We start from the raw sequence: 25,206 nt of genomic DNA on the forward strand, positions 1-25,206 counted from the left end.
TGTCGCGGCGCGATTGGGGGCGGTTCGTCCGGAGGTTGGCGTGAGTGCCTGTACCCGGCGGATATTGCCCGGTACGGTCGGTGAGGACGAGACGGGCGAGACAGGGGGTGGGCGTGCGCACACGCCTGTTGGGGCTGCTGCGACAGCGAGCCGAGGAGAAGCGCCAGGGATACGAGGCGGAGGAATTCGCCGCGACGGATTTCGCCGCCCGGGTGCGCGCGGAACTGACCGAGGAACTGCCCGAGGAGGACTTGGGGGAGGACCTCGCCGACATCCTGGCGAACTACGAACGGGGCAGCAGACCCGGTACGGACGAGGACGAGGACGAGGAGTTCCTGGAGACGGTGCGGGAGGCGCTGGAGAGGATAGAGCGGGGTTATTGAGGGCGGCAGGGGAGCCGGCCTCTCGCTCCGGGGCCGGCGCGGGTGCTTGTTCGCCCCGGGCCCGAAGGCGGCCGGTAGCCCGTCGCGCGGGCCATGCGGAGGTTCGGTGCGGGGTGCGTCGTAGGCTGCCCCCATGTGCGGAATCGTGGGCTATGTGGGCGGGCAGTCCGCCCTTGATGTTGTGCTGGCAGGCCTGAAGCGGCTGGAGTACCGCGGATATGACTCCGCGGGGGTTGCCGTACTGGCCGATGGGGGACTGGCGGCGGCCAAGAAGGCGGGGAAGCTGGCCAATCTGGAGAAGGAGCTGGCGGACCGGCCGCTGCCCGCGGGGACGACGGGGATCGGGCATACCCGGTGGGCCACCCATGGCGGGCCCACGGACGAGAATGCGCATCCGCACCTGGACAACGCCGGGCGGGTGTCCGTCGTCCACAACGGCATCATCGAGAACTTCGCCGCGCTGCGGGCCGAACTGGCCGACCGCGGGCATGAGTTGCATTCCGAGACGGACACCGAGGCCGTCGCGCATCTGCTGGCCGAGGCGTATTCGTCGTGCGGTGAGCTGCCGGAGGCGATGCGGCAGGTGTGCCGTCGGCTGGAGGGGGCGTTCACGCTGGTGGCGGTGCATGCGGATGCCCCGGACCTGGTGGTCGGTGCGCGCCGTAACTCGCCGCTGGTGGTGGGGATCGGGGAGGACGAGGCCTTCCTCGCCTCGGATGTCGCGGCGTTCATCGCGCATACCCGGGAGGCCGTCGAACTGGGGCAGGACCAGGTCGTCGAGCTGCGCCGGGACGGGGTCACGGTGACGGACTTCGAGGGGGTGCCGGCGCCGGTGCGGGCGTATCACGTCGACTGGGACGCGTCGGCGGCCGAGAAGGACGGCTACGACTACTTCATGCTGAAGGAGATCGCGGAGCAGCCGAAGGCGGTGGCCGACACGCTGCTGGGCCGGATCGACGGCTCCGGGGTGCTCTCCCTCGACGAGGTGCGGATTTCCGAGGAGGTGCTGCGCGAGGTCGACAAGGTCGTCATCGTGGCGTGCGGTACCGCCTATCACGCGGGAATGATCGCCAAGTACGCCATCGAGCACTGGACGCGGATTCCCTGCGAGACGGAACTGGCGAGTGAATTCCGGTACCGGGACCCGATTCTCGACCGGCGGACGCTGGTGATCGCCATCAGCCAGTCCGGCGAGACGATGGATACGCTGATGGCGCTGCGGCATGCGCGGGAGCAGGGGGCCAAGGTCCTCGCCATCTGCAATACGAACGGGTCCACCATTCCGCGGGAATCGGATGCGGTGCTGTACACGCATGCCGGACCGGAGGTCGCGGTGGCGTCGACCAAGGCGTTTCTGACGCAGCTGGTGGCGTGTTATCTGGTGGCTCTCTACCTCGCGCAGGTGCGGGGGAACAAGTGGGGCGACGAGATCCGGGATGTGGTGCGCGAGCTGGCGGCCATCGGGGACCAGGTGCGTCAGGTGCTCGGGACGATGGAGCCGGTGCGGGAGCTGGCGCGCGGGCTGGCCGACAAGAACACCGTGCTCTTCCTGGGGCGGCATGTCGGTTATCCGGTGGCGCTGGAAGGCGCGCTGAAGCTCAAGGAACTCGCGTACATGCATGCGGAGGGCTTTGCGGCGGGTGAACTCAAGCACGGTCCGATCGCGTTGATCGAGGACGATGTGCCGGTCGTGGTCGTGGTGCCCTCGCCGCGCGGCCGTTCCGTGCTCCACGACAAGATCGTGTCGAACATCCAGGAAATCCGGGCCCGTGGGGCGCGCACCATTGTGATTGCGGAGGAGGGCGACGAGGCGGTCGTGCCCTACGCCGATCACCTCGTACGGATTCCGCGGACGCCGGTGCTGCTGCAGCCGATGGTTTCCGCGGTGCCGCTCCAGGTCTTTGCGTGCGAACTGGCCACCGCGCGCGGGAACGAGGTCGACCAGCCGCGTAATCTCGCCAAATCGGTGACGGTGGAGTGAGCAAGTGATCATCGGGGTCGGGATCGATGTTGCCGAGATCGACCGGTTCGGGGCGGCGCTGGAGCGCACGCCGGAACTGGCGCAGCGGCTGTTCATCGAGGCGGAGTTGATGCTGCCCAGCGGGGAGCGGCGCGGGATCGCTTCCCTGGCGGCGCGGTTCGCGGCCAAGGAGGCGGTGGCCAAGGCGCTGGGTGCGCCGGGCGGGCTGCACTGGACGGACGCGGAGGTGTACGTCGAGGACAGCGGGCGGCCGCGGCTGCGGGTGCGCGGTACGGTCGCGGCCTGCGCGGCGGAACTCGGCGTGCGGTCCTGGCATGTGTCGCTCAGTCATGACGCCGGGGTGGCTTCGGCCGTGGTGATCGCCGAGGGTTGACCTCCTCCCTCACATGAATGTGGGGGATTCCCTCCCTGGCGTCCGTGGTGACGGTGCGCCTCGAGTCGGGTTCCTGGTTCCTGGGGGGGAATGGTGCTGTCTTCAGGAGGCCGCCGCGCGTATGCGGCGGCCTTCGTGCTTGATGTTGACTCCCGTGTTCCAGTCGCGGTCGTGGCGGGTACCGCACCTGCTGCACTTCCATGCCCAGCTGTGGCGTGGGGGAGAGTCCATGCGTGCCCACCGGTGCATCACGCAGCAAAATCGTCCGCTCCGAGTGCAGGGCGGAGCGCTTCTCAGAATCGCTTCATCATCGGGCTGAAGCCCGGCGCACTGCGGTTGATTCCCGATAGCCGGCCGGGTCCGGCCGCCTGCCGGAGGGTGTTGCGGGGGCCTCGCGTGTGGCGGGGCCCCCGCTGCCGTTGCGGTGTGAGACTGGGCGTCATGAGGACTGCCTACAGCGTGGAGACCGTACGGGCCGCCGAGCGGGAGTTGATGGCGCGGCTGCCGGAGGGGGCCCTGATGCAGCGGGCGGCGGCCGGACTGGCCGTTGCCTGTGCGGAGTTGCTGGGACGCCGGGTGTACGGGGCCCGGGTGGCGCTGCTGGTCGGCAGTGGGGACAACGGCGGGGACGCGCTGTATGCCGGGGCCCGGCTGGCGCGGCGCGGGGCCGGGGTGGTGGCCGTGCTGCTGTCGCCCGGCCGGGCGCACCCGGGGGGCCTGGCGGCGCTGCTGGCGGCCGGCGGGCGGGTTTCGGGCGACGCGCCACGAGACAGGGCACGGGATGTCGCACGGGCCGATCTGGTGGTGGACGGGATCGTGGGGATCGGCGGGAGGGGCGGGCTGCGCGCCGAGGCGGCTCAACTCCTATACGCAGTAAGGCAGTCGGCGACCGTGGTGGCGGTCGATCTGCCCAGCGGGGTGGACGCGGACAGCGGGGAGGTGGCCGGCGAGGCGGTGTACGCCGATGCGACGGTGACGTTCGGCGCGTACAAGCCGGGGCTGCTGATCGATCCGGCGCGGGAGCGTGCGGGGGCGCTGCGGCTGGTGGACATCGGGCTCGCGCTGCCGGAGGACGCCGAGGCGGAGGCGCTGCAGCATGCGGAGGTGGCGGAGCTGCTGCCGCGCCCGGGGGCCGAGAGCGACAAGTACCGGCGGGGGGTGGTGGGCGTCGTCGCCGGTTCTGCGCGGTATCCGGGGGCGGCGGTGCTGGCGGTGGCCGGTGCGCTGCGGGGCGGTGCGGGGGCCGTGCGGTACGTCGGGCCGGCGGCGGATGCGGTGCTGGCGCGGTTCCCGGAGACGCTGGTGCATGCCGGGCCGCCGCACCGGGCGGGGCGGGTGCAGTCCTGGGTGATCGGGCCGGGGATGGGGGACGAGTCGGAGGCGCTGGAGGATGTGCTGGCGGCGGATGTGCCGGTGCTGGTGGATGCGGACGGGCTGCGCTTCCTGACGCCGGAGCGGGTGCGGCACCGTACGGCCGGGACGCTGCTGACCCCGCATGCCGGGGAGGCCGCGGCGCTGCTCGGGCGGGGGCGGGAGGAGATCGAGGCGGCGCGGCTGCGGTCCGTCCGGGAGCTGGCCGGGCGGTACGGGGCGACGGTGCTGCTCAAGGGGTCGACGACGCTGGTGGCGGACGCGTGGGGGCCGGTACGGGTCAACCCCACCGGGACGGGCTGGCTGGCCACGGCGGGCAGCGGCGATGTGCTGTCGGGGGTGACGGGCTCGCTGCTGGCCGCCGGGCTGTCACCGCGCGATGCGGGGTCCGTGGGTGCGTATCTGCACGGGCTGGCGGCCCGTCGCGCCGCCGGACCGCAGGGGGCGCCGATCCTGGCCACGGAGGTCGCCGACCACCTGGGCGAGGCCTGGCGGGACGTGGTGGACTGAGCCGCCGGACCGGGCCGCGGGCAGCGCCGGGCGGGCCCGGGACGGCGGCGGACGTTACGCCCCGCGGGGGAACGCCGCGGGGCGTCAGGGCGAACCTGCCGCGTGGCGCGCGGTGCGGGCGCGCGGTCACGGCATGGGTGAGTGCATGAATCGCACCCTGCCGGCGCTGTTGATCGGCGCCTCGCTGTTCACCTTCGTCGGAGTGCCCGCGGCTGCCGCCGGGCCGATCCCCGTAGTGCTTCACCCGGCCGCCGGGCCCCGGCCCGTGCCGCCGCCCGACACCGGACTGTCCGTGGCACGCCTGGCCGCCACCGTCCAGCACTCCGCCCGTGCCGCCGCCGCGCATCCCCTGCCGCAGCCGCCCGGCACCGAGCCCCATCCCCGCGGGCACGGCGGTGACGGGTCCGAGCTGGTCCCCGGGATCCCGCTGCCCCAGTCGTACCAGCACCAGGAGCGCCAGAAGCTGCCCGACCGGGCCCTGCCGCCCGCCATCCCGCACGGTCCCACCCGCCAGGGCCCGGAGCCGCGGAAGCCCAACGGGCCCGTGCGCCACATCGAGCTGGTGCCGGAGTCCGAGGTCCAGGACGACCCCAACGCGGCGCCGCGGTGCAGCAGGTCGACCGGTCCCGCGCAGCGGGCGGTCGAGGAGTATCTGGACCGGGAGGCGGACGGCCGCCAGTCCGCCGGGGACTGCCAGGCCATCGCGACCTTCCAGCGGCAGCAGCGCATCGAGCCCGCCACCGGCTTCGCGGGACCGGTCACCGGCGCCATGGTGCGGCTGCTGCAGGCCCGGAAGGACCCCAACCTGGTCGAGCTGTGCCCGAACCGTAACGAGCGCGTGGTCTGTGTGGATCTGTCCCGGCAGCTCCTGTGGGTGCAGCAGGACGGAGAGGTGATCTTCCCCCCGGTGGCGATGCGTTCCGGCCGGCCGACCATGGAGACCCGTACCGGCGACTACCGGATCTACTGGAGGAACAAGAACCACACCTCGTCGCTGTACCACACGCCGATGCCGTACGCGCAGTTCTTCGACGGCGGTGAGGCGCTGCACGGCGTCTACGACGACATCTACGCGGGGACCGGCTCGCACGGCTGCGTCAACCTCGCCTGGGAGGACTCGAAGCGGCTCTGGGGCCTGCTGCAGAAGAACGACATCGTCCATGTCTGGGGCCGCAAGACCGGCGTGTGAGGGCCGGGTGACGGCCCTTTTCCCACCGGTGCCCCGGGGCGGCGCGGGCCCGCCTGCGACACTGAGGGGGATGAACGAGACAGCGAAGCGGGCTCGCGCCACGATCGACGTCGCCGCCGTGCGGTCGAATGTGCGCGCGTTGCGAGACCGCGCACCCCGGGCAGAGCTGATGGCCGTGGTCAAGGCCGACGGCTATGGACACGGCGCGGTGCCCTGCGCCCGCGCCGCCCGCCAGGCCGGTGCGAGCTGGCTGGGCACGGCGCTGCCCGAGGAGGCGTTCGCGCTGCGCGCGGCCGGCGACACCGGGCGGCTGCTGTGCTGGCTGTGGACGCCGGGCGGCCCCTGGGGCAAGGCCGTCGAGCAGGACATCGACGTCTCGGTGAGCGGGCTGTGGGCGCTGCGCGAGGTGACCGAGGCGGCCCGCGCGTGCGGGCGCCCGGCCCGGGTCCAGCTCAAGGCCGACACCGGTCTCGGCCGCAACGGCTGCCAGCCCGCCGACTGGCCGGAACTCACCGCGGCGGCCGCCAAGGCCGAGGCCGACGGCGCCGTCAAGGTCACCGGCCTGTGGTCGCACTTCGCCTGTGCCGACGAGCCCGGACACCCCTCCATCCCGCTGCAGACGGCCGCCTTCGAGGAGGCGCTTGAGGTCGCCGGGGCCGCCGGACTGCGCCCCGAGGTGCGGCATATCGCCAACACTGCGGCGCTGCTCACCCTCCCTGACGCGCACTACGACCTGGTACGCGGCGGTATCGGCATCTACGGCGTGTCGCCCAGCGCCGAGCTCGGCACGCCCCATGACTTCGGCCTGCGGCCGGCGATGACCCTGGAGGCGTCGCTGGCGTCCGTCAAACGGGCCCCGGGCGGCCACGGCGTGTCGTACGGGCACCACTACACCACGGCCGGTGACACCACCCTCGCGCTGATCCCGCTCGGCTACGCCGACGGCATCCCGCGGAACGCCTCCGGCCGAGGCTCGGTGCTGGTGGCGGGCAGGCGGCGGACGGTCGCCGGGCGGATCGCGATGGATCAGTTCGTGGTCGATCTCGACGGGGACCGCGCGGCGGCGGGCGATCCGGCAGTGCTGTTCGGGCCCGGCGACCGCGGCGAGCCCCTCGCGGAGGACTGGGCCGAGGCGGCCGGAACCATCGGGTACGAAATCGTCACAAGGATCGGGACGAGAGTGCCGCGCGTCTATGTGGATACGGATGCCGGGAAAGGTGGCGTCGTGACCACCGGTGCCGAGGACACCGGTGGTGAAGCGGATCCGACTCGTACGGGGGGTGGGCGATGAGCGACAGCCAGGACGTGGCGGCGAAGGCGCTCGAGACGGCGGCCGATTCGGTCAACAACTGGGCGCGCGCGGGACGGCACGCCGGTATCGCGGGCGCGGCGATCGGGGTGATCGCGGCGGGGGCGGCGGCCGGGGTGGCGATAGAGCGGATGACCGTGGGCCGGGGGATGCGGCGGCGGGCCCGGCTGGCGCTGGACGCCGAGGGCCCGTACGGCACTCTGCGCGGCACCTCCGGCTCGGCCGTCGCCGAGGACGGCACCGAGCTGTACTACGAGGTGGACGAGCCGGGGGAGGCACCCGGGAACGGCGGGAAGACCGCCAGGACCGCCAAGGCGGCGAAGAACGGCAAGGGCGCCAAGGACGGCGCCCGCGCCGCGCTGGACGGGCAGGGAGTGCAGGGCGCACAGGGCGTCCGCAAGCGGCTGCTGGCCGCGCTGGGGCGCCGTTCGGTGGCGCCCACCGTCGTCTTCAGCCACGGCTACTGCCTCAGCCAGGACTCCTGGCACTTCCAGCGCGCGGCGCTGCGCGGCATCGTCCGTACGGTCCACTGGGACCAGCGCAGCCACGGCCGCTCGGCGCGCGGCCACGGCCAGATCGACGGTACGGATCCGGTCACCATCGACCTGCTGGGCCGCGATCTCAAGGCGGTGCTGGACGCCGCCGTGCCCGAGGGGCCGATCGTGCTGGTCGGGCACTCCATGGGCGGGATGACGGTGATGGCGCTGGCCGACCAGTTCCCCGAGTACGTCGCGGAGCGGGTGGTCGGCGTGGCGCTGATCGGCACCTCGGCGGGCCGTCTGAGCGAGGTCGCGTTCGGTCTGCCGTCGATGGGGGTGAAGGCGTTCCACGCGCTGGCGCCGGGGCTGCTCAGGGCGCTGGGGTCGCAGAGCGAGATCGTCGAGCGGGGGCGGCGGGCCACCGCCGATCTGTTCGCGGGGCTGATCAAGCGGTATTCGTTCGGGACGCCGGAGAACGTGGACCCGGGCATCGCGCGGTTCGCCGAGCGGCTGATCGAGGCGACCCCGATCGATGTGGTCGCCGAGTTCTATCCGGCCTTCGCGGTGCACGACAAGACCGAGGCGCTGGTGGCGTACGACGCGAAGCCGGCGCTGGTGCTCGCCGGGGAGAAGGACCTGATCACCCCCGCCGACCACAGCCGCACCATCGCCGAACGGCTGCCGCACGCCGATCTGCTGTGCATCCCGGGCGCCGGGCATCTGGTGATGCTGGAGCGGCCCGAGCTGGTCAACGACCAGCTGGTGTCGCTGGTGGAACGGGCCAGCGCGACGGCCCGCAGCTCGCGCTCGGCCAGGGCCTGAGACGGCGGACGCGACGGCCCGGCCCGGCAGTGTGCCGGGGTGTGGTCACTCCATCCACCGCAACCGGCAACGGCTCCTGCCTCGGGTCACCCCGACGTGGGGTGCCGTCCGGGCCCGTACCATTTGCGGCATGAGTGAGCGCAGCGAGGTTTCGGCATGAGCATCAGCGGCGCGATCGCGCATGTCACCGTCAAGACCCCCGATCAGATGCAGGAGTTGGGCCGCAGACTGGCCTCGCTGCTGCGCCCCGGCGATCTGGTGCTGCTCACCGGTGAGCTGGGCGCCGGCAAGACCACGCTGACCCGGGGCCTGGGGGAGGGCCTGGGCGTACGCGGCGCCGTGACCTCGCCCACCTTCGTCATCGCCCGGGTGCACCCGTCGCTGACCGGCGGCCCGGCCCTCGTCCACGTCGACGCCTACCGCCTGGGCGGCGGCCTCGACGAGATGGAGGACCTGGATCTCGATGTCTCGCTGCCCGAGTCCGTGGTGGTCGTGGAATGGGGCGACGGCAAGGTCGAGGACCTGTCCGACGACCGGCTGCATGTGGTGATCGGCCGGGCCGTGGGCGCCGATGCGCCGGGCCTCGACAGTCATCCGGAGGCGGAGCGGGACGACGTCCGCGAGGTGACGGTCACCGGGCTCGGTGCCCGTTGGGCGGACGCGGGGCTCGGCAGGCTGGAGAGCTGCTGAGGGCCGGGGTCCGGCTGCGCCGGACCCACCGGACCCGCCCTCCCGTAGTTTCCGACAAGGCGTCGGCAAGATGTTGCGCACGCGGTACCGCGCGTGGTCACATGGGTGGGGAGAGTCCCGGTTAGGTCAGCCTAAGTTGCCGGCCTGGCCACTGTCGCTTGTCCCAGGAGCCCGGGAGGCGTTCACATGGCCCACCAGCCTTCCCCCACGCCTGAACGCCGCGGGGGCGCCACCGTCGCGGCGGCCCGGCGCGCCGAGCGCGACGCCCCCGAACAGCCGCCGACGATGCATCAGCTGCTGGCGGCGTGCGCCGCGGCCAGTGCCGTCTCCACGCCGCCCGATGCCGCGACGGAGCCCCGCACGGACCGCCGGGACGGGAAAGAGGGACCCGCGTCCACCAAAGGACGCGATGCGGCGTAGCCCGTAGGAGGGGTGTTGGAGGGGTGTTGCCGCACGGACCTGACGGCCGTCAGGCGACCACGACGACCTTGGTGCCGACCAGCGCGAAGTCCCACATCGCCTTGCCGTCGGCCCGGGACTCCCGCACACCGCCGGTCTTCTTCGCCGCACCAGGGCCCGGCTTGGGCGTGGAGCCGTCGACCGCCGCGCTGAAACCGATCACCACGCCCTCGGTCTTGGCGAACAGCACCACATGCTCGATCGCCAGGCCGTCGGAGCCGGTCAGACTCACGGAGCGCTGGGTGACCTGGTAGCTGCCCGCCGCCGGGCTCACCGTGCTCGGCGTGACCTGATACGTCCGCAGCGCCTTGCCCTGCGCATCCACCAGCCAGACCCGCTTGGCGCCCAGCGCGTAGACGACCCGCTTGCCGGTGCCGGAGGCCGCCGGGACGGCGGCGGGGCGCGGTGTCCGGTCCTTCTTCGCGGGAGGGCTGTGGTGCGCGGCGCGCTTGCCGTGGTGGCTCTCGCCGCGGGCCGTCAGACGGTCCGGGGCGGACGCCGAGGCCTGGTAGCCGAGCACGCCGACCGCGACCAGGGCGGCCGCGGTGAGAGCGGTGACGATCGTGCTGCTCTTAGCGGGCACCGCTGTGCCACCTTTCCGTTTCTGCCGCCGGGCATACTTATGGGCCGACGTTAGCACCGCGACGGGCACCACCGGCCGAGGCGCCGACCCCCGCCGCCCGGGCCGTAGGCTTAAGGCGTGCTGCTGCTAGCTCTTGACACCGCCACCCCCGCCGTCACCGTCGCCCTGCACGACGGTTCGCGCGTCCTCGCCGAGTCCCGCCAGGTGGACGCCCGACGGCACGGCGAGCTGCTGCTCCCCGCCGTCGACCGGGTGCTGGCCGAGGCCGGCCGCAAGCTCGACGCGGTCAGCGACATCGTGGTCGGCGTCGGGCCCGGCCCGTACACCGGACTGCGTGTGGGGCTCGTCACGGCGGCGACCTTCGGCTCCGTCCTCGGCGTCCCGGTGCACGGCCTGTGCTCGCTGGACGGCATCGCGTATGCCGCCGGCCTGGAGGAGCCCTTCGTGGTGGCGACGGACGCCCGCCGCAAGGAGGTCTACTGGGCGCGCTACGAGGCCCGCCCGTCGCCCGACCACCGCCCCTCAACGAGCGGCTCCGCCGCGCCCCGCTTGATTACGCGGCTGACCGAACCTGCCGTCGACCGCCCCGCCGACATCGCCGGCCAGGTGGCCGGGGTGCCCTCGGTGGGCGCGGGCGCACTGCTCTACGACACGGTCTTCACCGGCGTACGGCGCGAGGGCCCCGAGCACCAGTCCGCGGCCGCGCTCGCCGCACTGGCCGCCGGAAAGCTCGCGGCCGGCGAGGAGTTCCTGCCCCCGCAGCCGCTGTATCTGCGCCGCCCCGACGCCCAGGTCCCGGCCAACTACAAGGTGGTCACCCCGCGGTGACGGACCAGGTCGTACTGCGCGAGATGCGCTGGTGGGACATCGAGCCGGTGCTGGCGCTGGAGCGCGAGCTGTTCCCCGAGGACGCCTGGTCGGCGGGGATGTTCTGGTCCGAGCTGGCCCACGCGCGCGGCGCGGGTGCCACCCGCCGCTATCTCGTCGCCGAACGGGACGGCCGTGTCGTCGGCTACGGCGGCCTGTGCGCCATCGACGCCACCGGCGACATCCAGACCATCGCCACCGCCCGCGACCAGTGGGGCACCGGCCTGGGCGCCCGGCTGCTGACCGAACTGCTCTCGGCCGCCACCGCCTTCGAATGCCGCGAGGTGCTGCTGGAGGTACGGGTCGACAACCTCCGCGCGCAGCGCCTGTACGAGCGCTTCGGCTTCGAGCCGATCGGCTTCCGGCGCGGCTACTACCAGCCGGGCAATGTCGACGCCCTGGTCATGCGTCTGGTCATGCGCCCGACCACCGAATCCGCCGAGCCGTCCGCATCCGCCGAGCCGTCCGCATCCGCGGAGCCCTCCGCATCACCCGCATCTCCCGTCCACGGAACGCAAGGAAACCCGACCCATGGCTGACGAACCGCTCGTCCTCGGCATCGAGACCTCCTGCGACGAGACCGGAGTCGGCATCGTCCGCGGCCACACGCTGCTGGCCGACGCGGTTGCCTCCAGCGTCGACGAACACGCCCGCTTCGGCGGCGTCGTCCCCGAGGTCGCCTCGCGGGCGCACCTGGAGGCGATGGTCCCCACCATCCAGCGCGCCCTGAAGGACGCCGGGGTGGCGGCGAGCGACCTCGACGGCATCGCGGTCACCGCGGGCCCCGGCCTCGCGGGCGCCCTTCTGGTCGGTGTCTCGGCCGCGAAGGCATACGCCTACGCCCTGGGCAAGCCGCTCTACGGCGTCAACCACCTGGCCTCGCACATCTGCGTCGACCAGCTGGAACACGGGCCGCTCCCGGAGCCGACCATGGCCCTGCTGGTCTCCGGCGGCCACTCCTCCCTCCTCCTCGCCCCCGACATCACCTCGGACGTACGCCCCCTGGGCTCGACCATCGACGACGCGGCGGGCGAGGCGTTCGACAAGATCGCGCGGGTGCTGAACCTCGGCTTCCCGGGCGGCCCGGTCATCGACCGCTACGCCAGGGAGGGCAACCCGGACGCGATCCGCTTCCCGCGCGGGCTGACCGGCCCCCGCGACCCGGTCTACGACTTCTCCTTCTCCGGCCTGAAGACGGCGGTTGCGCGCTGGATCGAGGCCAAGCGGGCTGCCGGCGAGGACGTCCCGGTGGCGGATGTCTCGGCGTCCTTCCAGGAGGCCGTGGTGGATGTGCTGACCCGCAAGGCCGTGCGGGCCTGCAAGGACAACGGCGTCGACCACCTGATGATCGGCGGTGGGGTCGCGGCCAACTCCCGCCTGCGGGCCCTGGCCGAACGGCGCTGCGAGGACGCCGGGATCACGCTGCGGGTGCCGCGGCCCAAGCTGTGCACCGACAACGGGGCGATGGTCGCGGCCCTGGGCGCGGAGATGGTGGCCCGCAACCGTCCGGCGTCGGACTGGGGGCTCTCGGCGGACTCGTCGCTGCCGGTGACGGAGCCGCATGTGCCGGGGGAGGACACCGGGCACGGGCACGGGCACACCCATGACCACGTTCATGAGCTGAGCAAGCGGAACCTGTACTCCTGAGGGGATGGGCTCAGCTCTCCACCATGAAGGCGGTCTCCAGGGCCGGGTAGGGGGTGGGGAGGGGCAGGGTGTGGCCGATCTCCACCTCGACTTCGGTGGTGTACTCACCCGCCGCAGGATGGGAGAAGGCGTACGCCTTGCCGGCCTGACGGTGGATCAGTGCATAGACCGGTACTCCGGCGGATGCGTAGGCCCGGTACTTGGGCCCGGAGTCGATCTCGTGGAGGGACGAGGTGACCTCGCCGACGAGGCCGAGCAGATCGACCGGGTACCAGCCCTCGTGAGCTTGGTAGCGAGCCTCGTCCGCCGCGGTGGGCTCGCGGCGCAGCACGGAGAAGTCGGGGATGACCAGCGCACCCGACCAGTCTCCTGGTGATCCGATGCGATAGCCGTTGCCCTTTCCTGGCCGTACGCCCGCATTGTGCAGTTGGAAGGCGAGCTCCGACGCGCAGTGGTCATGGCTGTCTTCGCGGGGTGGCAGGAGGACCGGGTGCTCCTCGACGTACTCGGCACGAACCGGAATTCCGTACGCCTTCTCCAGCGCGACCAGCAGATCGGCCGGGTCTTCCCACTCGGTGACGTACTCGCCGGTCATCTCTGGCTCCCTCGCGTGACTACCCTCGTACCGGCCTGCCCAACAGCATGCTGGGCTTTCCCGCCACCCGCGTGAGGATGATCGTGCAGGAGTTCACCCCTTCGAGGCGGAGCTTCTTGCGCAGTTCCTCCGGTGAGACCGCCGACCCCCGTTTCTTGATCTCCGCGATGCCGATCCCGCGTTCCCGCAGCAGCGCCCGCAGCTTCTTGACGTTGAAGGGCAGGACGTCGGTGATCTCGTAGGCGGTGGCGTACGGGGTCGCGGTCAGCTCGTCGGCCGTGAGGTACGCGATCGTCGGGTCGATCAGCCGGCCGCCGATCTGCCGGGCGACATCGGCCACCAGGTGGGCCCGGATCACGGCGCCGTCCGGCTCGTACAGCCAGCGGCCGACCGAGCCCGGCTCGGGGTCGGGCAGGCCGGCGCCGGGCAGTGAGGCGCCGCCGGGGAGCAGGGTCGCGCGGCGGCCGCCGGGCGTGAAGGCGGCGCCGAACCAGACCACCGCCTCCTTCACATCGCCCCCGTCGGAGATCCACTCCGTCTCGGCGTCCTCCGGCAGCGCCTCGTGCGGCACGCCGGGCGCGATCTTCAGCGCCGCGTACGGGGCCTTACGGGCCGCCTCCACGGCCCAGGACAGCGGCGGCGAGTACGCCTCGGGATCGAAGATGCGGCCGCCCCGGCCCGTGCTCCGCCGCGCCGGATCCACGAACACCGCGTCGAACCCGGCCGTGTCCACCTCCGTCACATCCGCGCAGCGCACCTCGATCAGACCGGCCAGCCCCAGCGCCTCGGCGTTGGCGCGGGCGGCGGCGCAGGCCAGCGGGTCGCGGTCGACGGCGAGGACGGAGATGCCGGCGCGGGCCAGGGCGAGGGCGTCGCCGCCGATGCCGGAGCAGAGGTCGGCCAGCGTACGGACGCCGAGCGCGGCGAGCCGGGCGGCGCGGTGGGCGGCCACGGTGGCGCGGGTGGACTGCTCGACGCCGTTCGGCGTGAAGTACATCCGCCGGGCGTCGTCCCCGAACTTCGCCACCGCGCGCTGCCGCAGCCGGGCCTGCCCGAGGGCGGCCGACACCAGGGGCGCGGGGTGGGTACGGCGCAGCCGGGTCGCGGCGGCCAGGTCGTCGGCCGGATCGTGGTCCCGCAGTGCGGCCAGCAGCTCCTGCCCCTCGGGGGTGAGCAGGGCGGTGAAGGTGTCGAGGTCGGTCACCTGCCCCATTGTGGGCCAGTCGGCTGACCGCACCGGCGTGGCGGGTTGTGGCGCCGCGGTGCGGGCGGGGCGCACTGCCAAGATCCGGGTTATGCAGATTGTCAGATTTTTCCGATCCGGCCGGGTGCGCGGCGAGGGCACGACCGGGGCCGAGGCCGCGGGGGCCGCCGCCGGGGCTCGGGGCCTGGCGGCCCTCTCCGTACTCGGACTGCTGGCCGCCGGCTGTGGTGCGGTGCGCGGCGAGGACCTGCTGGACAACGTACCGGCCGCCGGGCCGGCCGTCGCAGCGCCCGATGCCCGCGCGCTGCACTCCCAGGCCCTGAGGATGGTGGACGCGCATGTGCGCCAGGTGACCGCGGGCCGCCAGTACGGGCTGGCCGGGGCGCCGCTCAGCGTGCCGCAGCCGCCGGCCTTCAAGCCGTTCCTGACCACCGAGCCGCGGCTCGCCCGGGGCCGTGGCAAGGGGCTGCCGGCGGTGATCACCCGGGTGCCGACCCGCGCCAAGGTGGTCTTCCTGACGGTCGACGACGCCGCGGCGAAGGACCCGGAGTTCGTCCGGATGATGCGCGAACTCGACGTGCCCTACAGCGTGTTCCCCACCTGGCACCGGCGCGCCCTGCCGCGGCTGGGCGGTGCGGGGCCGCAGCGCGCGGCGATCTGCGGGCAGCAGGACGCCCTGCGGCGCGAGACGGGGCAGCGGCCGCAGCTGTTCCGGCCGCCGCTCGGCGCCTACACCCTGGACACCCTGCGGATGGCCGCCGCCTGCGGCGTCAAGGTCGTACCGCTGTGGAACGAGGAGGCGTCCCCCGGCCGGATGGCCTATCACGCCCGGGACCACCGGCTGCAACCCGGCGACATCGTCCTGGTCCGCTTCGACCTCCGCCGGGACCGGCACGGGGCGGTGACCGCGACCCTCGCGGCGCTGCGCGCGGCCCAGCAGCAGGGCTTCGCCATCGCCCGGCTGGAGGACTACGCGTAGCGTGCCGCGCGGTCCGCGGGGCTACGTCCGGGGCCGCGGGCCCACCGGCTCGCGGCGGCGCTGGGCGGTGTCGCTGATCCGCAGCAGCAGCCCCACCATCACCCAGTTCGCGACGAGCGACGAGCCGCCCTTGGCGAGGAACGGAAGCGCCTTGCCGGTGAGCGGGATCAGGCCGGTGACGCCGCCGGAGACGACGAAGACCTGGAGCACCAGCGCGCTGGAGAGTCCGACCGCCAGCAGTTTGCCGAACGGGTCGCGGGAGGTCAGGCCCACCCGCAGGCCCCGCTGGGCGAGCAGCGCGTAGAGCATCACCACGACCATCACCCCGGCCAGGCCCAGCTCCTCGCCGACGGTGGTGAGGATGAAGTCGCTGTTGCCGGCGAAGCCGACTATTTCGGGCCGGCCCTGACCCAGCCCCGTGCCGGTGATGCCTCCGGAGCCGAAGCTGAAGAGCGCCTCCCCCAGCTGCTGCGACGCCCCGGCCTTCTCGCCCTCCTTGGTGAACGCGAACATGGGGTCCAGCCAGGCGGTGACCCGGCCGTGGACATGCGGCTCGAGGGATCCCACCGTCCCCGCGCCCACCACGGCCAGCAGGAGCCCGCACAGCACCCAGCTGGTGCGCTCGGTCGCCACGTACAGCATGATCACGAACACGCCGAAGAAGATCAGCGAGGTGCCCAGGTCCCGCTCGAATACCAGCACCAGCAGGCTGACGGCCCAGATGGTGACGATCGGCCCGAGCTGGCGCCCCGGCGGCAGCTGGACGCCCAGGACGCGCCGGCCGGTCAGCGCCAGGGCATTGCGGTTGACCGTCAGATAGCCGGCGAAGAACACCGCGATCGCGATCTTGACGAACTCGCCGGGCTGGAGCGACAGCGGCCCGAGGAAGATCCAGCGCTTGGCGCCGAAGGTGTCGCCGGGGAAGAACGCCGGCGCCATCAGCAGCACCAGCGCGACCGCCATCGTCAGATAGAGGTAGCGCTGCAGCCGCCGGTGGTCGCGCAGCAGGATCAGCACCCCGATGCAGACCGCCACCCCGATCCCGGTCCACATCAGCTGCCCGGGGGCCGCCTGCGGAATCTTGAGCCGGGGGGTGGCGGCGTAGGTGATGTCCAGCCGGCTCAGCAGCACCAGGCCGAGCCCGGTCAGCAGCGTCGTCAGCGGCAGGATCAGCGGATCGGCGCGGTCCGCGAAGCGGCGCAGGACCAGGTGCGGCAGCCAGGCGACGGACAGCATGACGGCGGTGAACACGGCCAGACCGGACGGCAGCCGGCCGGTCATCGACAGTCCGGTGCAGACATAGCCGAAGACGGCGATCGGGACGACGAGGGCGAGCAGCCAGGCCTCGGTCCGGCGGCGGTCGGGAGCGCGGGCGAGGGCGGCGAACGTCATCGTGCGCTCGACGTCGCTCTCCCGCTGCCGTCTCCGTGACGCCCGGGAAGCGCTGGTCGGTTCGCGCACGAGTCCTCCGTCGTTCTGTCCGTCCGGGCCCTCCCACCGGGGCCTTCGGTCCGGGAAAGGAGACGAGGGAGCGGTGCGCAGGGTTGCGACGGGTGTGAGGGGTGTGTCCGAATTCCTGCCCCCGGCGGCGGCAGGGCGTCGCCGCGCGGACGACAGGCCGCGACCTCGATTGGCACTCCGCTTGACCGAGTGCTAACCGCGTCATAGTCTCGGCGTTGGCACTCTCCACCGGTGAGTGCCAACTATGCGCGAACGGGCAGGTCCGGCACCCGCGACGACGGATCCACCTGGTCGCCACCTCAGACAGTTAACCCCGTGAGATCTCCGAAGGGGGAGGTCGGATCGTGACGACCGCCAGCTCCAAGGTTGCCATCAAGCCGCTCGAGGACCGCATCGTGGTCCAGCCGCTCGACGCCGAGCAGACCACGGCTTCGGGCCTGGTCATTCCGGACACCGCGAAGGAGAAGCCCCAGGAGGGCGTCGTCCTGGCCGTGGGTCCGGGCCGCTTCGAGGACGGCAACCGTCTTCCGCTCGACGTCAGCGTTGGCGACGTCGTGCTCTACAGCAAGTACGGCGGCACCGAGGTGAAGTACAGCGGCGAGGAGTACCTCGTCCTCTCGGCTCGCGACGTTCTCGCGATCGTCGAGAAGTAATTCACCCACGTTTTGCCTTGATCTGCGCCCCTGGTTCCCGCGTTCTCACCGACCCGGGGCAGGGGCGCAGTTCGTATGAGCGATAGCGGTCACGGCGGCGAGGCCGACGATCGCAATGAGAGGACTTGAAGCAACCCATGGCGAAGATCCTGAAGTTCGACGAGGACGCCCGTCGCGCCCTCGAGCGCGGCGTCAACAAGCTGGCCGACACGGTCAAGGTGACGATCGGCCCCAAGGGCCGCAACGTCGTCATCGACAAGAAGTTCGGCGCCCCGACGATCACCAACGACGGTGTCACCATCGCGCGCGAGGTCGAGGTCGAGGACCCGTACGAGAACCTGGGCGCCCAGCTCGTCAAGGAGGTGGCGACCAAGACCAACGACATTGCGGGTGACGGCACCACCACCGCCACCGTGCTGGCCCAGGCGCTGGTCCGCGAGGGCCTGCGCAACGTCGCCGCGGGCGCCTCCCCGGCCGCCCTGAAGAAGGGCATCGACGCGGCCGTCAAGGCCGTCTCCGACGAGCTGCTGGCGAGCTCCCGCCCGATCGACTCCAAGTCGGACATCGCTGCCGTCGCCGCCCTGTCCGCCCAGGACAAGCAGGTCGGCGAGCTCATCGCCGAGGCGATGGACAAGGTCGGCAAGGACGGTGTCATCACCGTCGAGGAGTCCAACACCTTCGGTCTGGAGCTGGACTTCACCGAGGGCATGGCCTTCGACAAGGGCTACCTCTCGCCGTACATGGTCACCGACCAGGAGCGGATGGAGGCCGTCCTCGAGGACCCGTACATCCTGATCCACCAGGGCAAGATCGCCTCCATCCAGGACCTGCTGCCGCTGCTGGAGAAGGTCATCCAGGCGGGTGGCTCCAAGCCGCTGCTGATCATCGCCGAGGATGTCGAGGGCGAGGCGCTCTCCACCCTGGTCGTCAACAAGATCCGTGGCACCTTCAACGCCGTGGCCGTCAAGGCCCCCGGCTTCGGTGACCGCCGCAAGGCGATGCTCGGCGACATGGCCACCCTCACCGGTGCCACCGTCATCGCCGAGGAGGTCGGCCTCAAGCTCGACCAGGCCGGTCTGGACGTGCTGGGCACCGCCCGCCGCGTGACCGTCACCAAGGACGACACCACCATCGTCGACGGCGGCGGCAACAGCGACGACGTCGCCGGCCGCGTCGCCCAGATCAAGTCCGAGATCGAGACCACCGACTCCGACTGGGACCGCGAGAAGCTCCAGGAGCGCCTCGCCAAGCTCGCCGGCGGCGTCTGCGTCATCCGCGTGGGTGCGGCCACCGAGGTCGAGCTCAAGGAGAAGAAGCACCGTCTGGAGGACGCCATCTCCGCGACCCGCGCCGCGGTCGAGGAGGGCATCGTCTCCGGTGGTGGCTCCGCGCTGGTCCACGCCGTCAAGGTGCTCGAGGGCAACCTCGGCAAGGAGGGCGACGAGGCCACCGGTGTCGCCGTCGTCCGCCGCGCCGCCGTCGAGCCGCTGCGCTGGATCGCCGAGAACGCCGGCCTCGAGGGCTACGTCATCACCGCGAAGGTCGCCGAGCAGGACAAGGGCCAGGGCTTCAACGCCGCCACCGGCGAGTACGGCGACCTGGTCAAGGCCGGCGTCATCGACCCGGTCAAGGTCACCCGCTCCGCCCTGGAGAACGCCGCCTCCATCGCCTCCCTCCTCCTGACGACCGAGACCCTGGTCGTCGAGAAGAAGGAAGAAGAGGACGGCGAGGCCGGTCACGGCCACGGTCACGGCCACGCGCACTGACGCCTGACCGCCGCGTAGCCGTGCCGTCGGCTGCGTAACGAGCAGAAGGGCCCCTGTTCCCGTTCGTGAACGACGGGAACGGGGGCCTTTTGCCTGGGCTCCCGCTTGTCCTCCCGCTTGGCCATCCGGCTCGGCCGGACGGTCCGGTCAGAGCGCGCCCAGTTGCCGCATCAGGCCCAGGACGTCGTAGTGCCACCAGCCTTCCTGGATCTTTCCGTCGCGGAACCGGAAGGTCGTGATGCCGGTCATGGTGCACACCTTGCCGGTCGGCTGGACGTCCATGAACGCGCCCTTGTGCGTGCCGGTCCAGGTCCAGCGCGTCACCACGTCGTCGCCCTCGGCGATCTGGCTCTCCAGGTCGAAGGTGAAGTCGAAGGCGGCCCGCCAGGAGGTGACGTCCTGCCGCATGACGTCGGACCCGACCACGGTCTCCTCCTCCTTGATGACGTCGTGGTCCCGGTAGTCGGCCGCGAACACCTCGTCGACGGCCTGGAGATTGCCCCCGACCGCGATCTCGTGGAAGAACCGGCGGGCGGTTGCGGTGTTCAGCTGTTCGTCCCGGATGACATCGAGGTCGGTGAACGACGGCATCCCGTCGCAGAGCGCCACCATCTCCTGGAAGATCCGGTCGGTCTCCGGCAGCCGGGAGTTCTTCACCGCCTCTTCGTGCGAGGGGAATTCGACGATCTCGACGTAGTGGGACGCATCGGAGCGGTCCTTGCCGATGAGGCTGTGGGTGGCGGTCCGCTTGCCCTTGGTCTGCTCGACCCATTTGTCCATGAGCGCGTTCATGCCCTCGGGCCGCCCGGTCTTGTAGTCGATTATCTGTACGAATTTCATGGCGCCTCCCTGGCAGCTCGGCGCGATATATGCATTGTTATGCCCAGCTTAGTGGGGAATGTGACGCTCGGCGTGATCATGCCGAACGGTGCTGGGTTCCCCGGTGCACCGGGTCCGCGAAGGGCCGGCCGTGGACGTAGCGCTCCAGTTCGTCCAGCGCCAGGTCGGCCATCCGGTGGAGCTCGCCGCCGAGGGAGCCGGCGATGTGCGGCGTCAGCAGGACGTTGGGGAGCTCGTACAACGGGGAGGCGGGCGGCGGGAGGTCGGGTTCGGTGACGTCGAGGACGGCGTTCAGGCGGCCCGTCAGCAGCTCGGCGAGGAGGGCTGGTTCGTCCACGAGAGAGCCGCGGGCGGTGTTGATGAGGGTGGCGCCGTCCGGCATCAGGGCCAGCTCCGGGGCACCGAGCAGGTGGCGGGTGGCGGGCAGTTCGGGGGCGTGGACGGTGACGACGTCGCTGTCGGCGCAGAGGGCGCCGAGGGGCACCGGGGTGACACCCAGGCGGACGGCCTCGGCGGGGGCGACGTACGGGTCGTGGAGGAGGACCCGCAGGTCGAAGGGGCGGAGGAGCTCGATGACGCGGCGGCCGATACGGGAGGCGCCGATGACGCCGACGGTGCGGCCGTGGTTGCCGGCGCCGGTCAGCTCGTGCTGCCAGTCGTGCGGGGCGCGCAGGGTGCGGTAGCGGTGGGCGGTGTGCAGAACGCGTTTGTTGGCGAAGAGGATCGCGGCGAGGGTGTATTCGGCGACCGGCAGCGCATTGGCGGCGGCGGCCGAGGTGACGGCGATGCCGCGCTGCCAGCAGGCGTCGGTGATGTGGTGTTTGACGGAGCCGGCGGCATGGATGACGGCACGCAGCCGGGGGGCCGCGTCGAGGACATGGGCGGTCAGCGGCGGGGCGCCCCAGCAGGTGAGGAGGACCTCGGCCGCTGCCAGGGCGGATCCGACCGCGGGCGTCGGGTCGGCCAGCTCGTGCGCGACGAGATGCGGGTCGGTACGGGCGAGGGCCACGAGGCGGGCGCGGTGGCGGCCGGTCAGGAGCCGGTCGGCGACACCGGGGCCCATCGACAGCAGCAGGGCGGGCGGAGCCGGCGGGTTGTCCACAGGCCCGGACGGGGTGTCGGCGGTCGCGTGCATAGTGAGTGAGTGCCCCTCGCGGGGAGGAACGAGACGTCCGAGGGGGTGACAACGCACCATCGACCGGCCTGGATCCACACATGGCACAGGAGCACGGCATGGACAGCACATCGCCGCAGGATGCGCGGACCGCCGGCGCGGGACACCCCTTCCCGCTCCCGCCCGAGGACCGCGCCCGCAGCCCGTACACCGGCTGGACCCGCGCCCACTGGGAGGCCACGGCCGACGCCCTGCTGCGCGCCACGGTCCCGTACGCCTCACCGCACCACGCCCTGATCGCCCTCCCCGGCGGCCGCCCCAGCTCCTCCGGCCCCCGCTCGGACGCCCTCGAAGGCTTCGCCCGCACCTTCCTGCTGGCCGCCCTCCGCGTCGCCGGCAGCGACGGCGCCGACCCCCAGGGCCACCTGCCCCGCTACGCCGAAGGCCTGACCGAAGGCCCCCGGAACCCCACCACGGAGCGGGAGTTGCACACCGCCCTCCCCGACTCCTGGCCCCGCATCCACACCACCCGGCAGGCCCGCGTGGAAGCCGCCTCCCTCGCGCTGGGCCTGCGCCTGACCCGCCCCTGGCTCTGGGACACCCTCGACGACCGGGTCCGCACCCGCCTCGCCGACTGGCTGCTGCCCGCGCTCACCCCGTCCCCCGTGGACAACAACTGGTGGCTCTTCGGCCTCACCGTCGCCGGGTTCCTCCAGGACGCGGGCATCGAGCCCGTACGCGCCCAGGCCGCCATCGACCGTGCACTGACCCGTATCGAGGACTGGTACCTGGGCGACGGCTGGTACTCCGACGGCGACAACCGCGCCTTCGACCACTACAACGCCTGGGCCCTGCACTTCTACCCCGTCCTGCACGCCCATCTCGCCGCCGACCGCGCCCTCCTGACCGCCTACGGGACCCGCCTGCACGCCCAACTGGCCGACTACACCCGCCTGTTCGACGCCAACGGCGCCCCGCTGCCCTTCGGCCGCTCCCTCACCTACCGCTTCGCCGCCACCGCCGCCCCCTGGCTGGGCGCCCTCACCGGCCACACCCCGCTCACCCCCGGCGCCACCCGCCGCCTGGCCTCCGGCACACTGCGGCACTTCCTCGACCGCGGCGCCGTCACCGCACACGGCCTGCTGCCCCTCGGCTGGTACGGCCCCTACGCCCCCATGCTCCAGACCTACTCGGGCCCCGCTTCCCCCTACTGGGCGTCCAAGGGATTCCTCGGCCTGCTCCTGCCCCCCGGCCACCCGGCCTGGACGTCCCCCGAAGAGCCCCTCCCCGCCGAAACCAAGGACACCGTCAAACCCCTCGGCCCCACCGGTCTGCTCCTCCACTCCACCGCCTCCGACGGCCTGGTCCGCGTCCACAACCACGGCAGCAACGGCACCCGCCCCGCCCCCGACCCGTACTACGCCCGCTACGCCTACTCCACCCGCACGGGACCGACCGCAGGGGAGCCCGACGACAACCACTTCGCCCTGCTCATCGACGGCCGCCCCACCACCCGCGGCCCCGCCGTCCCGCACAGCTCGGGCGCCGACTGGGCGGCCTCCGCCCACACCCCGCACCACCCCGACGGCGCCGAACTCCCCGGAATCCGGATCCTGTCCGCCACCGCCGCCCACGGCCGCACCGAAGTCCGCGCCCACCTGGTAACCGGCGCCCCACCCGGCACCCCCGTACGCCAAACCGGCTGGGCCACCACCCCCGACGGCCCCACTGCCCAGCTCCACCCCGTACGGGGCTACACCCACCCACCCCGCACAACCCCGGCGGGAAGCACCCTCTTCGCTCCCGCCACCCACACAGCCGCCCTGGAGGGCACCACCACATCAGACCCCCGGGGCACCCTCTTCCTCTCCCTGGCATCCCTGACGGACGACCCAACTCCCGCACCCGTAAGCGAACTGGCCACGACCACCATCACAGGCACCACGATCCACATCACCTGGCACGACGGCACCAGCACCCACCTGTCTTTCCCCCACCTCCCACGGGAGGCGCCGGGCTGTAGCGGCGGAGCCGTGTAAGCCCGGCGCCGCTGCCGAACAGCCCCGCGCAGCGGACGGGCCCGCCGCAGGCGCAACGGCGAGAAGAACCGTGGCGCCGCAGACGACAACGTGGGGCCCGGGCTAAGCGCAGCGGACGGCCCCGCCGCAGGCGCGACGGCGAGTAGCCCTACGGCGGGAAAGCCGACAACGTGGGGTTCCGGCAAAGCGCAGCGAGCCGCCTAGCGCGGCCCGTATTTGCGGCCGGTCCGAGAGGACAGGCCGCCCAGCACACCACGAGGCGCCAGCTTCACCGCCCCCATCAGCGCCTTGTACCGCGGGTCGGGAATGGACAGCGACTTCCCTCGCAGCAGATCCTTCATCGCCGCATCCACCAGCTTGTCCGCGTCCAGCCACATCCACGAGGGGATGTTGTCCGTCCCCATCCCGGCCCGCTGATGGAACTCGGTCCGTACGAACCCCGGGCACAGCGCCATCAGCCGCACCCCGCTGCCCGCCAGATCCCGCGCCGCCCCCTGCGTGAACTGCACCACCCACGCCTTGCTCGCCCCGTACGTACCGCGCGGCACAAAGGCCGCCACCGACGCCACATTGACCACCGCACCCCGCCGGCGCTCCCGCATCCCCCGTACCGCCGTCGAGGTCAGCCGCAGCACCGCCTCGCAGTGCACCTTCAGCATCTTCAGCTCGTCGGCCATCGGCACTTCGAGGTACTCGCCCTTGTTGCCGAAGCCCGCGTTGTTGACCAGTACGTCCACCGGGTGCTTCGACTCGCCGAGCCGCGCCTCGACGGCCGCGATGCCGTCCTCGGTCGCCAGGTCGGCGACCAGTACCTCCGCCTCGATGCCGTGCCGGTCGTGCAGTTCGGTGGCCTGTTCGCGCAGCCGCTTCTCATCGCGGGCCACCAGCACCACGTTGTGGCCGTCACCCGCCAGCCGCCGGGCGAACGCCGCCCCGATGCCCGCCGTCGCTCCTGTGATCAATGCAGTCGTCATACCGGAACGCTATCCGCCCCGGCAGGCGGCCTCCCACCCCGAACGGCCGCTCAGTTCCCTTCGTCCCCTGCCCGCTTCAGCGCCTTGGCCCGCGCCTCCGGATGCAGCGCCGCCCCCGCCTCCAGCAGCCGCGGCAGCAGCTCCGGCCGCGTCGTCAGGGCCCGGAACATCAGCGCGACGGTCACCTCGTGCGCGGGCCGGTGCACCACCTGGACGGCATCACCCGCGCGGATCTCGCCCGGCTCCAGCACCCGCAGATACGCGCCGGGCACCGCCGCCTGGGTGAACCGCTTGATCCAGCCGTGCTCCCCGAGCCACTCCTGGAACGTCCGGCACGGGATACGCGGCGAGGACACCTCCAGCAGCAGCCGCGGCCCGACCCGCCAGCGTTCGCCGATCCGGGCGCCGCTGATCTCGACGCCGAGCGTGGTGAGGTTCTCGCCGAACGCCCCGTTGGCCAGCTGCCGGCCCAGCTCCCGCTCCCAGTCGTCCAGGTCCTCGCGGGCGTAGGCGTAGACGGCCTGGTCGTTGCCGCCGTGGTGGCGCAGATTGACCACCGTGTCGCCGTCGAGCCCGCTCGCCCCGACGCCCTTGGGGCCGGGGGCCGCGACCGCCACGGGGCCGTCCGCCGGCCGTTTGTCGATGCCCGTGCCCCCGGTCGACGTATGGGCGGACGGCGCGGCCCGCCCCAGATTCACGGTCAGCAGCTGCATATCGGGCTCCCGGGCCGCCAGGTCGTGCTCACTCTCGTCACGCTAAGCCATGGCGCCGCAGAAGGCGCCGCCGACTGCTCCGCCCGAAGCGATGCCGACGATGCATGGCCCATGGCCACCGGAAGCGCCGCCGCCGGATGCCCCATGACCACCCGAGACGCCACCACCACCGCGCGGACCACCGCGCGAGCCGCCACCCCGAGCG

General features: G+C 72.3%; 24 protein-coding genes. 16 read left to right on the forward strand and 8 right to left on the reverse strand.

Annotation, left to right across the window (positions count from 1 at the left end; translation table 11 throughout):
- Positions 1-113 precede the first annotated feature (113 nt).
- From ADL29_RS20740 to ADL29_RS20780, 9 genes are all read left to right on the forward strand, one after another.
- Positions 114-383 carry a hypothetical protein gene (locus tag ADL29_RS20740; protein ID WP_053925182.1) on the forward strand — a complete coding sequence of 90 codons (270 nt, stop codon included), beginning with the start codon at positions 114-116 and terminating at the stop codon, positions 381-383.
- Positions 384-516: 133 nt separating this feature from the next.
- Positions 517-2,364, forward strand: a complete 1,848-nt coding sequence (glmS, locus tag ADL29_RS20745; protein WP_053925099.1) for a glutamine--fructose-6-phosphate transaminase (isomerizing) — start codon at positions 517-519, stop codon at positions 2,362-2,364.
- A gap of 4 nt (positions 2,365-2,368) precedes the next feature.
- On the forward strand, positions 2,369-2,737 hold the full coding sequence (locus ADL29_RS20750) for a holo-ACP synthase (protein WP_053925100.1): 369 nt from the start codon (positions 2,369-2,371) through the stop codon (positions 2,735-2,737).
- A gap of 441 nt (positions 2,738-3,178) precedes the next feature.
- Entirely contained in the window at positions 3,179-4,618 is a 1,440-nt protein-coding gene (locus ADL29_RS20755) for an NAD(P)H-hydrate dehydratase (RefSeq protein ID WP_053925101.1), read from the forward strand.
- A 145-nt stretch (positions 4,619-4,763) separates the two neighbouring features.
- Positions 4,764-5,807, forward strand: a complete 1,044-nt coding sequence (locus ADL29_RS20760) for a L,D-transpeptidase (RefSeq protein WP_053925102.1) — start codon at positions 4,764-4,766, stop codon at positions 5,805-5,807.
- A 70-nt stretch (positions 5,808-5,877) separates the two neighbouring features.
- Entirely contained in the window at positions 5,878-7,098 is a 1,221-nt protein-coding gene (alr, locus tag ADL29_RS20765) for an alanine racemase (protein ID WP_078971158.1), read from the forward strand.
- Positions 7,095-8,417 carry an alpha/beta fold hydrolase gene (locus ADL29_RS20770; protein WP_053925103.1) on the forward strand — a complete coding sequence of 441 codons (1,323 nt, stop codon included), beginning with the start codon at positions 7,095-7,097 and terminating at the stop codon, positions 8,415-8,417. Before alr ends, ADL29_RS20770 begins: the two co-directional genes overlap by 4 nt.
- A gap of 156 nt (positions 8,418-8,573) precedes the next feature.
- The gene (tsaE, locus tag ADL29_RS20775; RefSeq protein WP_046927469.1) at positions 8,574-9,107 is read left to right on the forward strand and encodes a tRNA (adenosine(37)-N6)-threonylcarbamoyltransferase complex ATPase subunit type 1 TsaE; all 534 of its coding nucleotides are present in this window, start codon (positions 8,574-8,576) and stop codon (positions 9,105-9,107) included.
- A 186-nt stretch (positions 9,108-9,293) separates the two neighbouring features.
- Positions 9,294-9,527: a hypothetical protein gene (locus tag ADL29_RS20780; protein ID WP_053925104.1), complete on the forward strand. Its 234-nt coding sequence runs from the start codon at positions 9,294-9,296 to the stop codon at positions 9,525-9,527.
- A 49-nt stretch (positions 9,528-9,576) separates the two neighbouring features.
- Here ADL29_RS20780 and ADL29_RS20785 read toward each other — a convergent pair whose 3' ends face one another.
- Positions 9,577-10,149 carry a hypothetical protein gene (locus tag ADL29_RS20785; RefSeq protein WP_053925105.1) on the reverse strand — a complete coding sequence of 191 codons (573 nt, stop codon included), beginning with the start codon at positions 10,147-10,149 and terminating at the stop codon, positions 9,577-9,579.
- A gap of 117 nt (positions 10,150-10,266) precedes the next feature.
- Between ADL29_RS20785 and tsaB the strand changes: the two genes are divergently transcribed.
- Genes tsaB through tsaD form a run of 3 tightly spaced genes read left to right on the forward strand, consistent with a single transcriptional unit; the run spans position 10,267 to position 12,663 of the window.
- Positions 10,267-10,977 carry a tRNA (adenosine(37)-N6)-threonylcarbamoyltransferase complex dimerization subunit type 1 TsaB gene (gene tsaB / locus ADL29_RS20790; RefSeq protein ID WP_053925106.1) on the forward strand — a complete coding sequence of 237 codons (711 nt, stop codon included), beginning with the start codon at positions 10,267-10,269 and terminating at the stop codon, positions 10,975-10,977.
- A gap of 23 nt (positions 10,978-11,000) precedes the next feature.
- The gene (gene rimI, locus ADL29_RS20795) at positions 11,001-11,555 is read left to right on the forward strand and encodes a ribosomal protein S18-alanine N-acetyltransferase (RefSeq protein ID WP_053925183.1); all 555 of its coding nucleotides are present in this window, start codon (positions 11,001-11,003) and stop codon (positions 11,553-11,555) included.
- Entirely contained in the window at positions 11,548-12,663 is a 1,116-nt protein-coding gene (tsaD, locus tag ADL29_RS20800) for a tRNA (adenosine(37)-N6)-threonylcarbamoyltransferase complex transferase subunit TsaD (protein ID WP_053925107.1), read from the forward strand. Before rimI ends, tsaD begins: the two co-directional genes overlap by 8 nt.
- A gap of 10 nt (positions 12,664-12,673) precedes the next feature.
- Here tsaD and ADL29_RS20805 read toward each other — a convergent pair whose 3' ends face one another.
- The gene (locus tag ADL29_RS20805; protein WP_053925108.1) at positions 12,674-13,258 is read right to left on the reverse strand and encodes a Uma2 family endonuclease; all 585 of its coding nucleotides are present in this window, start codon (positions 13,256-13,258) and stop codon (positions 12,674-12,676) included.
- Positions 13,259-13,277: 19 nt separating this feature from the next.
- A complete protein-coding gene (locus tag ADL29_RS20810; protein WP_053925109.1) occupies positions 13,278-14,471 on the reverse strand; it encodes a class I SAM-dependent methyltransferase in 1,194 nt (397 codons plus the stop codon).
- Positions 14,472-14,553: 82 nt separating this feature from the next.
- Here ADL29_RS20810 and ADL29_RS20815 point away from each other — a divergent pair, with 82 nt between their 5' ends.
- The gene (locus ADL29_RS20815) at positions 14,554-15,441 is read left to right on the forward strand and encodes a polysaccharide deacetylase family protein (RefSeq protein ID WP_053925110.1); all 888 of its coding nucleotides are present in this window, start codon (positions 14,554-14,556) and stop codon (positions 15,439-15,441) included.
- 21 nt (positions 15,442-15,462) lie between these two features.
- Here ADL29_RS20815 and ADL29_RS20820 read toward each other — a convergent pair whose 3' ends face one another.
- On the reverse strand, positions 15,463-16,833 hold the full coding sequence (locus ADL29_RS20820) for an FtsW/RodA/SpoVE family cell cycle protein (protein WP_053925111.1): 1,371 nt from the start codon (positions 16,831-16,833) through the stop codon (positions 15,463-15,465).
- Between the two features lie 413 nt (positions 16,834-17,246).
- Here ADL29_RS20820 and groES point away from each other — a divergent pair, with 413 nt between their 5' ends.
- The gene (groES, locus tag ADL29_RS20825; protein ID WP_019710502.1) at positions 17,247-17,555 is read left to right on the forward strand and encodes a co-chaperone GroES; all 309 of its coding nucleotides are present in this window, start codon (positions 17,247-17,249) and stop codon (positions 17,553-17,555) included.
- 137 nt (positions 17,556-17,692) lie between these two features.
- Complete coding sequence (gene groL / locus ADL29_RS20830) at positions 17,693-19,321, forward strand: chaperonin GroEL (RefSeq protein ID WP_046927476.1); 1,629 nt, start codon at positions 17,693-17,695, stop codon at positions 19,319-19,321.
- Between the two features lie 147 nt (positions 19,322-19,468).
- Here the strand turns inward: groL and ADL29_RS20835 are convergent, their stop codons facing one another.
- Both ADL29_RS20835 and ADL29_RS20840 read right to left on the reverse strand, forming a co-directional pair.
- A complete protein-coding gene (locus ADL29_RS20835; RefSeq protein WP_053925112.1) occupies positions 19,469-20,161 on the reverse strand; it encodes an ester cyclase in 693 nt (230 codons plus the stop codon).
- A gap of 76 nt (positions 20,162-20,237) precedes the next feature.
- Positions 20,238-21,296, reverse strand: a complete 1,059-nt coding sequence (locus ADL29_RS20840; protein WP_078971160.1) for a hydroxyacid dehydrogenase — start codon at positions 21,294-21,296, stop codon at positions 20,238-20,240.
- Positions 21,297-21,394: 98 nt separating this feature from the next.
- Between ADL29_RS20840 and ADL29_RS20845 the strand changes: the two genes are divergently transcribed.
- Positions 21,395-23,314 (forward strand): DUF2264 domain-containing protein, encoded by a 1,920-nt coding sequence (locus tag ADL29_RS20845; RefSeq protein WP_053925113.1) that lies wholly within the window; start codon positions 21,395-21,397, stop codon positions 23,312-23,314.
- Positions 23,315-23,514: 200 nt separating this feature from the next.
- Here the strand turns inward: ADL29_RS20845 and ADL29_RS20850 are convergent, their stop codons facing one another.
- Positions 23,515-24,288: an SDR family NAD(P)-dependent oxidoreductase gene (locus tag ADL29_RS20850; protein ID WP_053925114.1), complete on the reverse strand. Its 774-nt coding sequence runs from the start codon at positions 24,286-24,288 to the stop codon at positions 23,515-23,517.
- A 50-nt stretch (positions 24,289-24,338) separates the two neighbouring features.
- Positions 24,339-25,001, reverse strand: coding sequence for an MOSC domain-containing protein (locus tag ADL29_RS20855; protein ID WP_046927479.1), 663 nt, complete (start codon positions 24,999-25,001; stop codon positions 24,339-24,341).
- Positions 25,002-25,206 lie beyond the last annotated feature (205 nt).

The organism is Streptomyces chattanoogensis (assembly GCF_001294335.1).
GTDB classification, from domain to species: Bacteria; Actinomycetota; Actinomycetes; order Streptomycetales; family Streptomycetaceae; genus Streptomyces; species Streptomyces chattanoogensis.

Bases quoted from the DNA above. Each gene is read 5' to 3' on its own strand.
- glmS (WP_053925099.1), top strand. From the start codon at position 517: ATGTGCGGAATCGTGGGCTATGTGGGCGGGCAGTCCGCCCTTGATGTT.
- ADL29_RS20755 (WP_053925101.1), top strand. From the start codon at position 3,179: ATGAGGACTGCCTACAGCGTGGAGACCGTACGGGCCGCCGAGCGGGAG.
- ADL29_RS20760 (WP_053925102.1), top strand. From the start codon at position 4,764: ATGAATCGCACCCTGCCGGCGCTGTTGATCGGCGCCTCGCTGTTCACC.
- alr (WP_078971158.1), top strand. From the start codon at position 5,878: ATGAACGAGACAGCGAAGCGGGCTCGCGCCACGATCGACGTCGCCGCC.
- ADL29_RS20770 (WP_053925103.1), top strand. From the start codon at position 7,095: ATGAGCGACAGCCAGGACGTGGCGGCGAAGGCGCTCGAGACGGCGGCC.
- tsaE (WP_046927469.1), top strand. From the start codon at position 8,574: ATGAGCATCAGCGGCGCGATCGCGCATGTCACCGTCAAGACCCCCGAT.
- ADL29_RS20780 (WP_053925104.1), top strand. From the start codon at position 9,294: ATGGCCCACCAGCCTTCCCCCACGCCTGAACGCCGCGGGGGCGCCACC.
- rimI (WP_053925183.1), top strand. From the start codon at position 11,001: ATGCGCTGGTGGGACATCGAGCCGGTGCTGGCGCTGGAGCGCGAGCTG.
- tsaD (WP_053925107.1), top strand. From the start codon at position 11,548: ATGGCTGACGAACCGCTCGTCCTCGGCATCGAGACCTCCTGCGACGAG.
- ADL29_RS20805 (WP_053925108.1), bottom strand. From the start codon at position 13,258: ATGACCGGCGAGTACGTCACCGAGTGGGAAGACCCGGCCGATCTGCTG.
- ADL29_RS20810 (WP_053925109.1), bottom strand. From the start codon at position 14,471: ATGGGGCAGGTGACCGACCTCGACACCTTCACCGCCCTGCTCACCCCC.
- ADL29_RS20815 (WP_053925110.1), top strand. From the start codon at position 14,554: ATGCAGATTGTCAGATTTTTCCGATCCGGCCGGGTGCGCGGCGAGGGC.
- ADL29_RS20820 (WP_053925111.1), bottom strand. From the start codon at position 16,833: ATGACGTTCGCCGCCCTCGCCCGCGCTCCCGACCGCCGCCGGACCGAG.
- groL (WP_046927476.1), top strand. From the start codon at position 17,693: ATGGCGAAGATCCTGAAGTTCGACGAGGACGCCCGTCGCGCCCTCGAG.
- ADL29_RS20835 (WP_053925112.1), bottom strand. From the start codon at position 20,161: ATGAAATTCGTACAGATAATCGACTACAAGACCGGGCGGCCCGAGGGC.
- ADL29_RS20840 (WP_078971160.1), bottom strand. From the start codon at position 21,296: ATGCACGCGACCGCCGACACCCCGTCCGGGCCTGTGGACAACCCGCCG.
- ADL29_RS20845 (WP_053925113.1), top strand. From the start codon at position 21,395: ATGGACAGCACATCGCCGCAGGATGCGCGGACCGCCGGCGCGGGACAC.
- ADL29_RS20850 (WP_053925114.1), bottom strand. From the start codon at position 24,288: ATGACGACTGCATTGATCACAGGAGCGACGGCGGGCATCGGGGCGGCG.
- ADL29_RS20855 (WP_046927479.1), bottom strand. From the start codon at position 25,001: ATGCAGCTGCTGACCGTGAATCTGGGGCGGGCCGCGCCGTCCGCCCAT.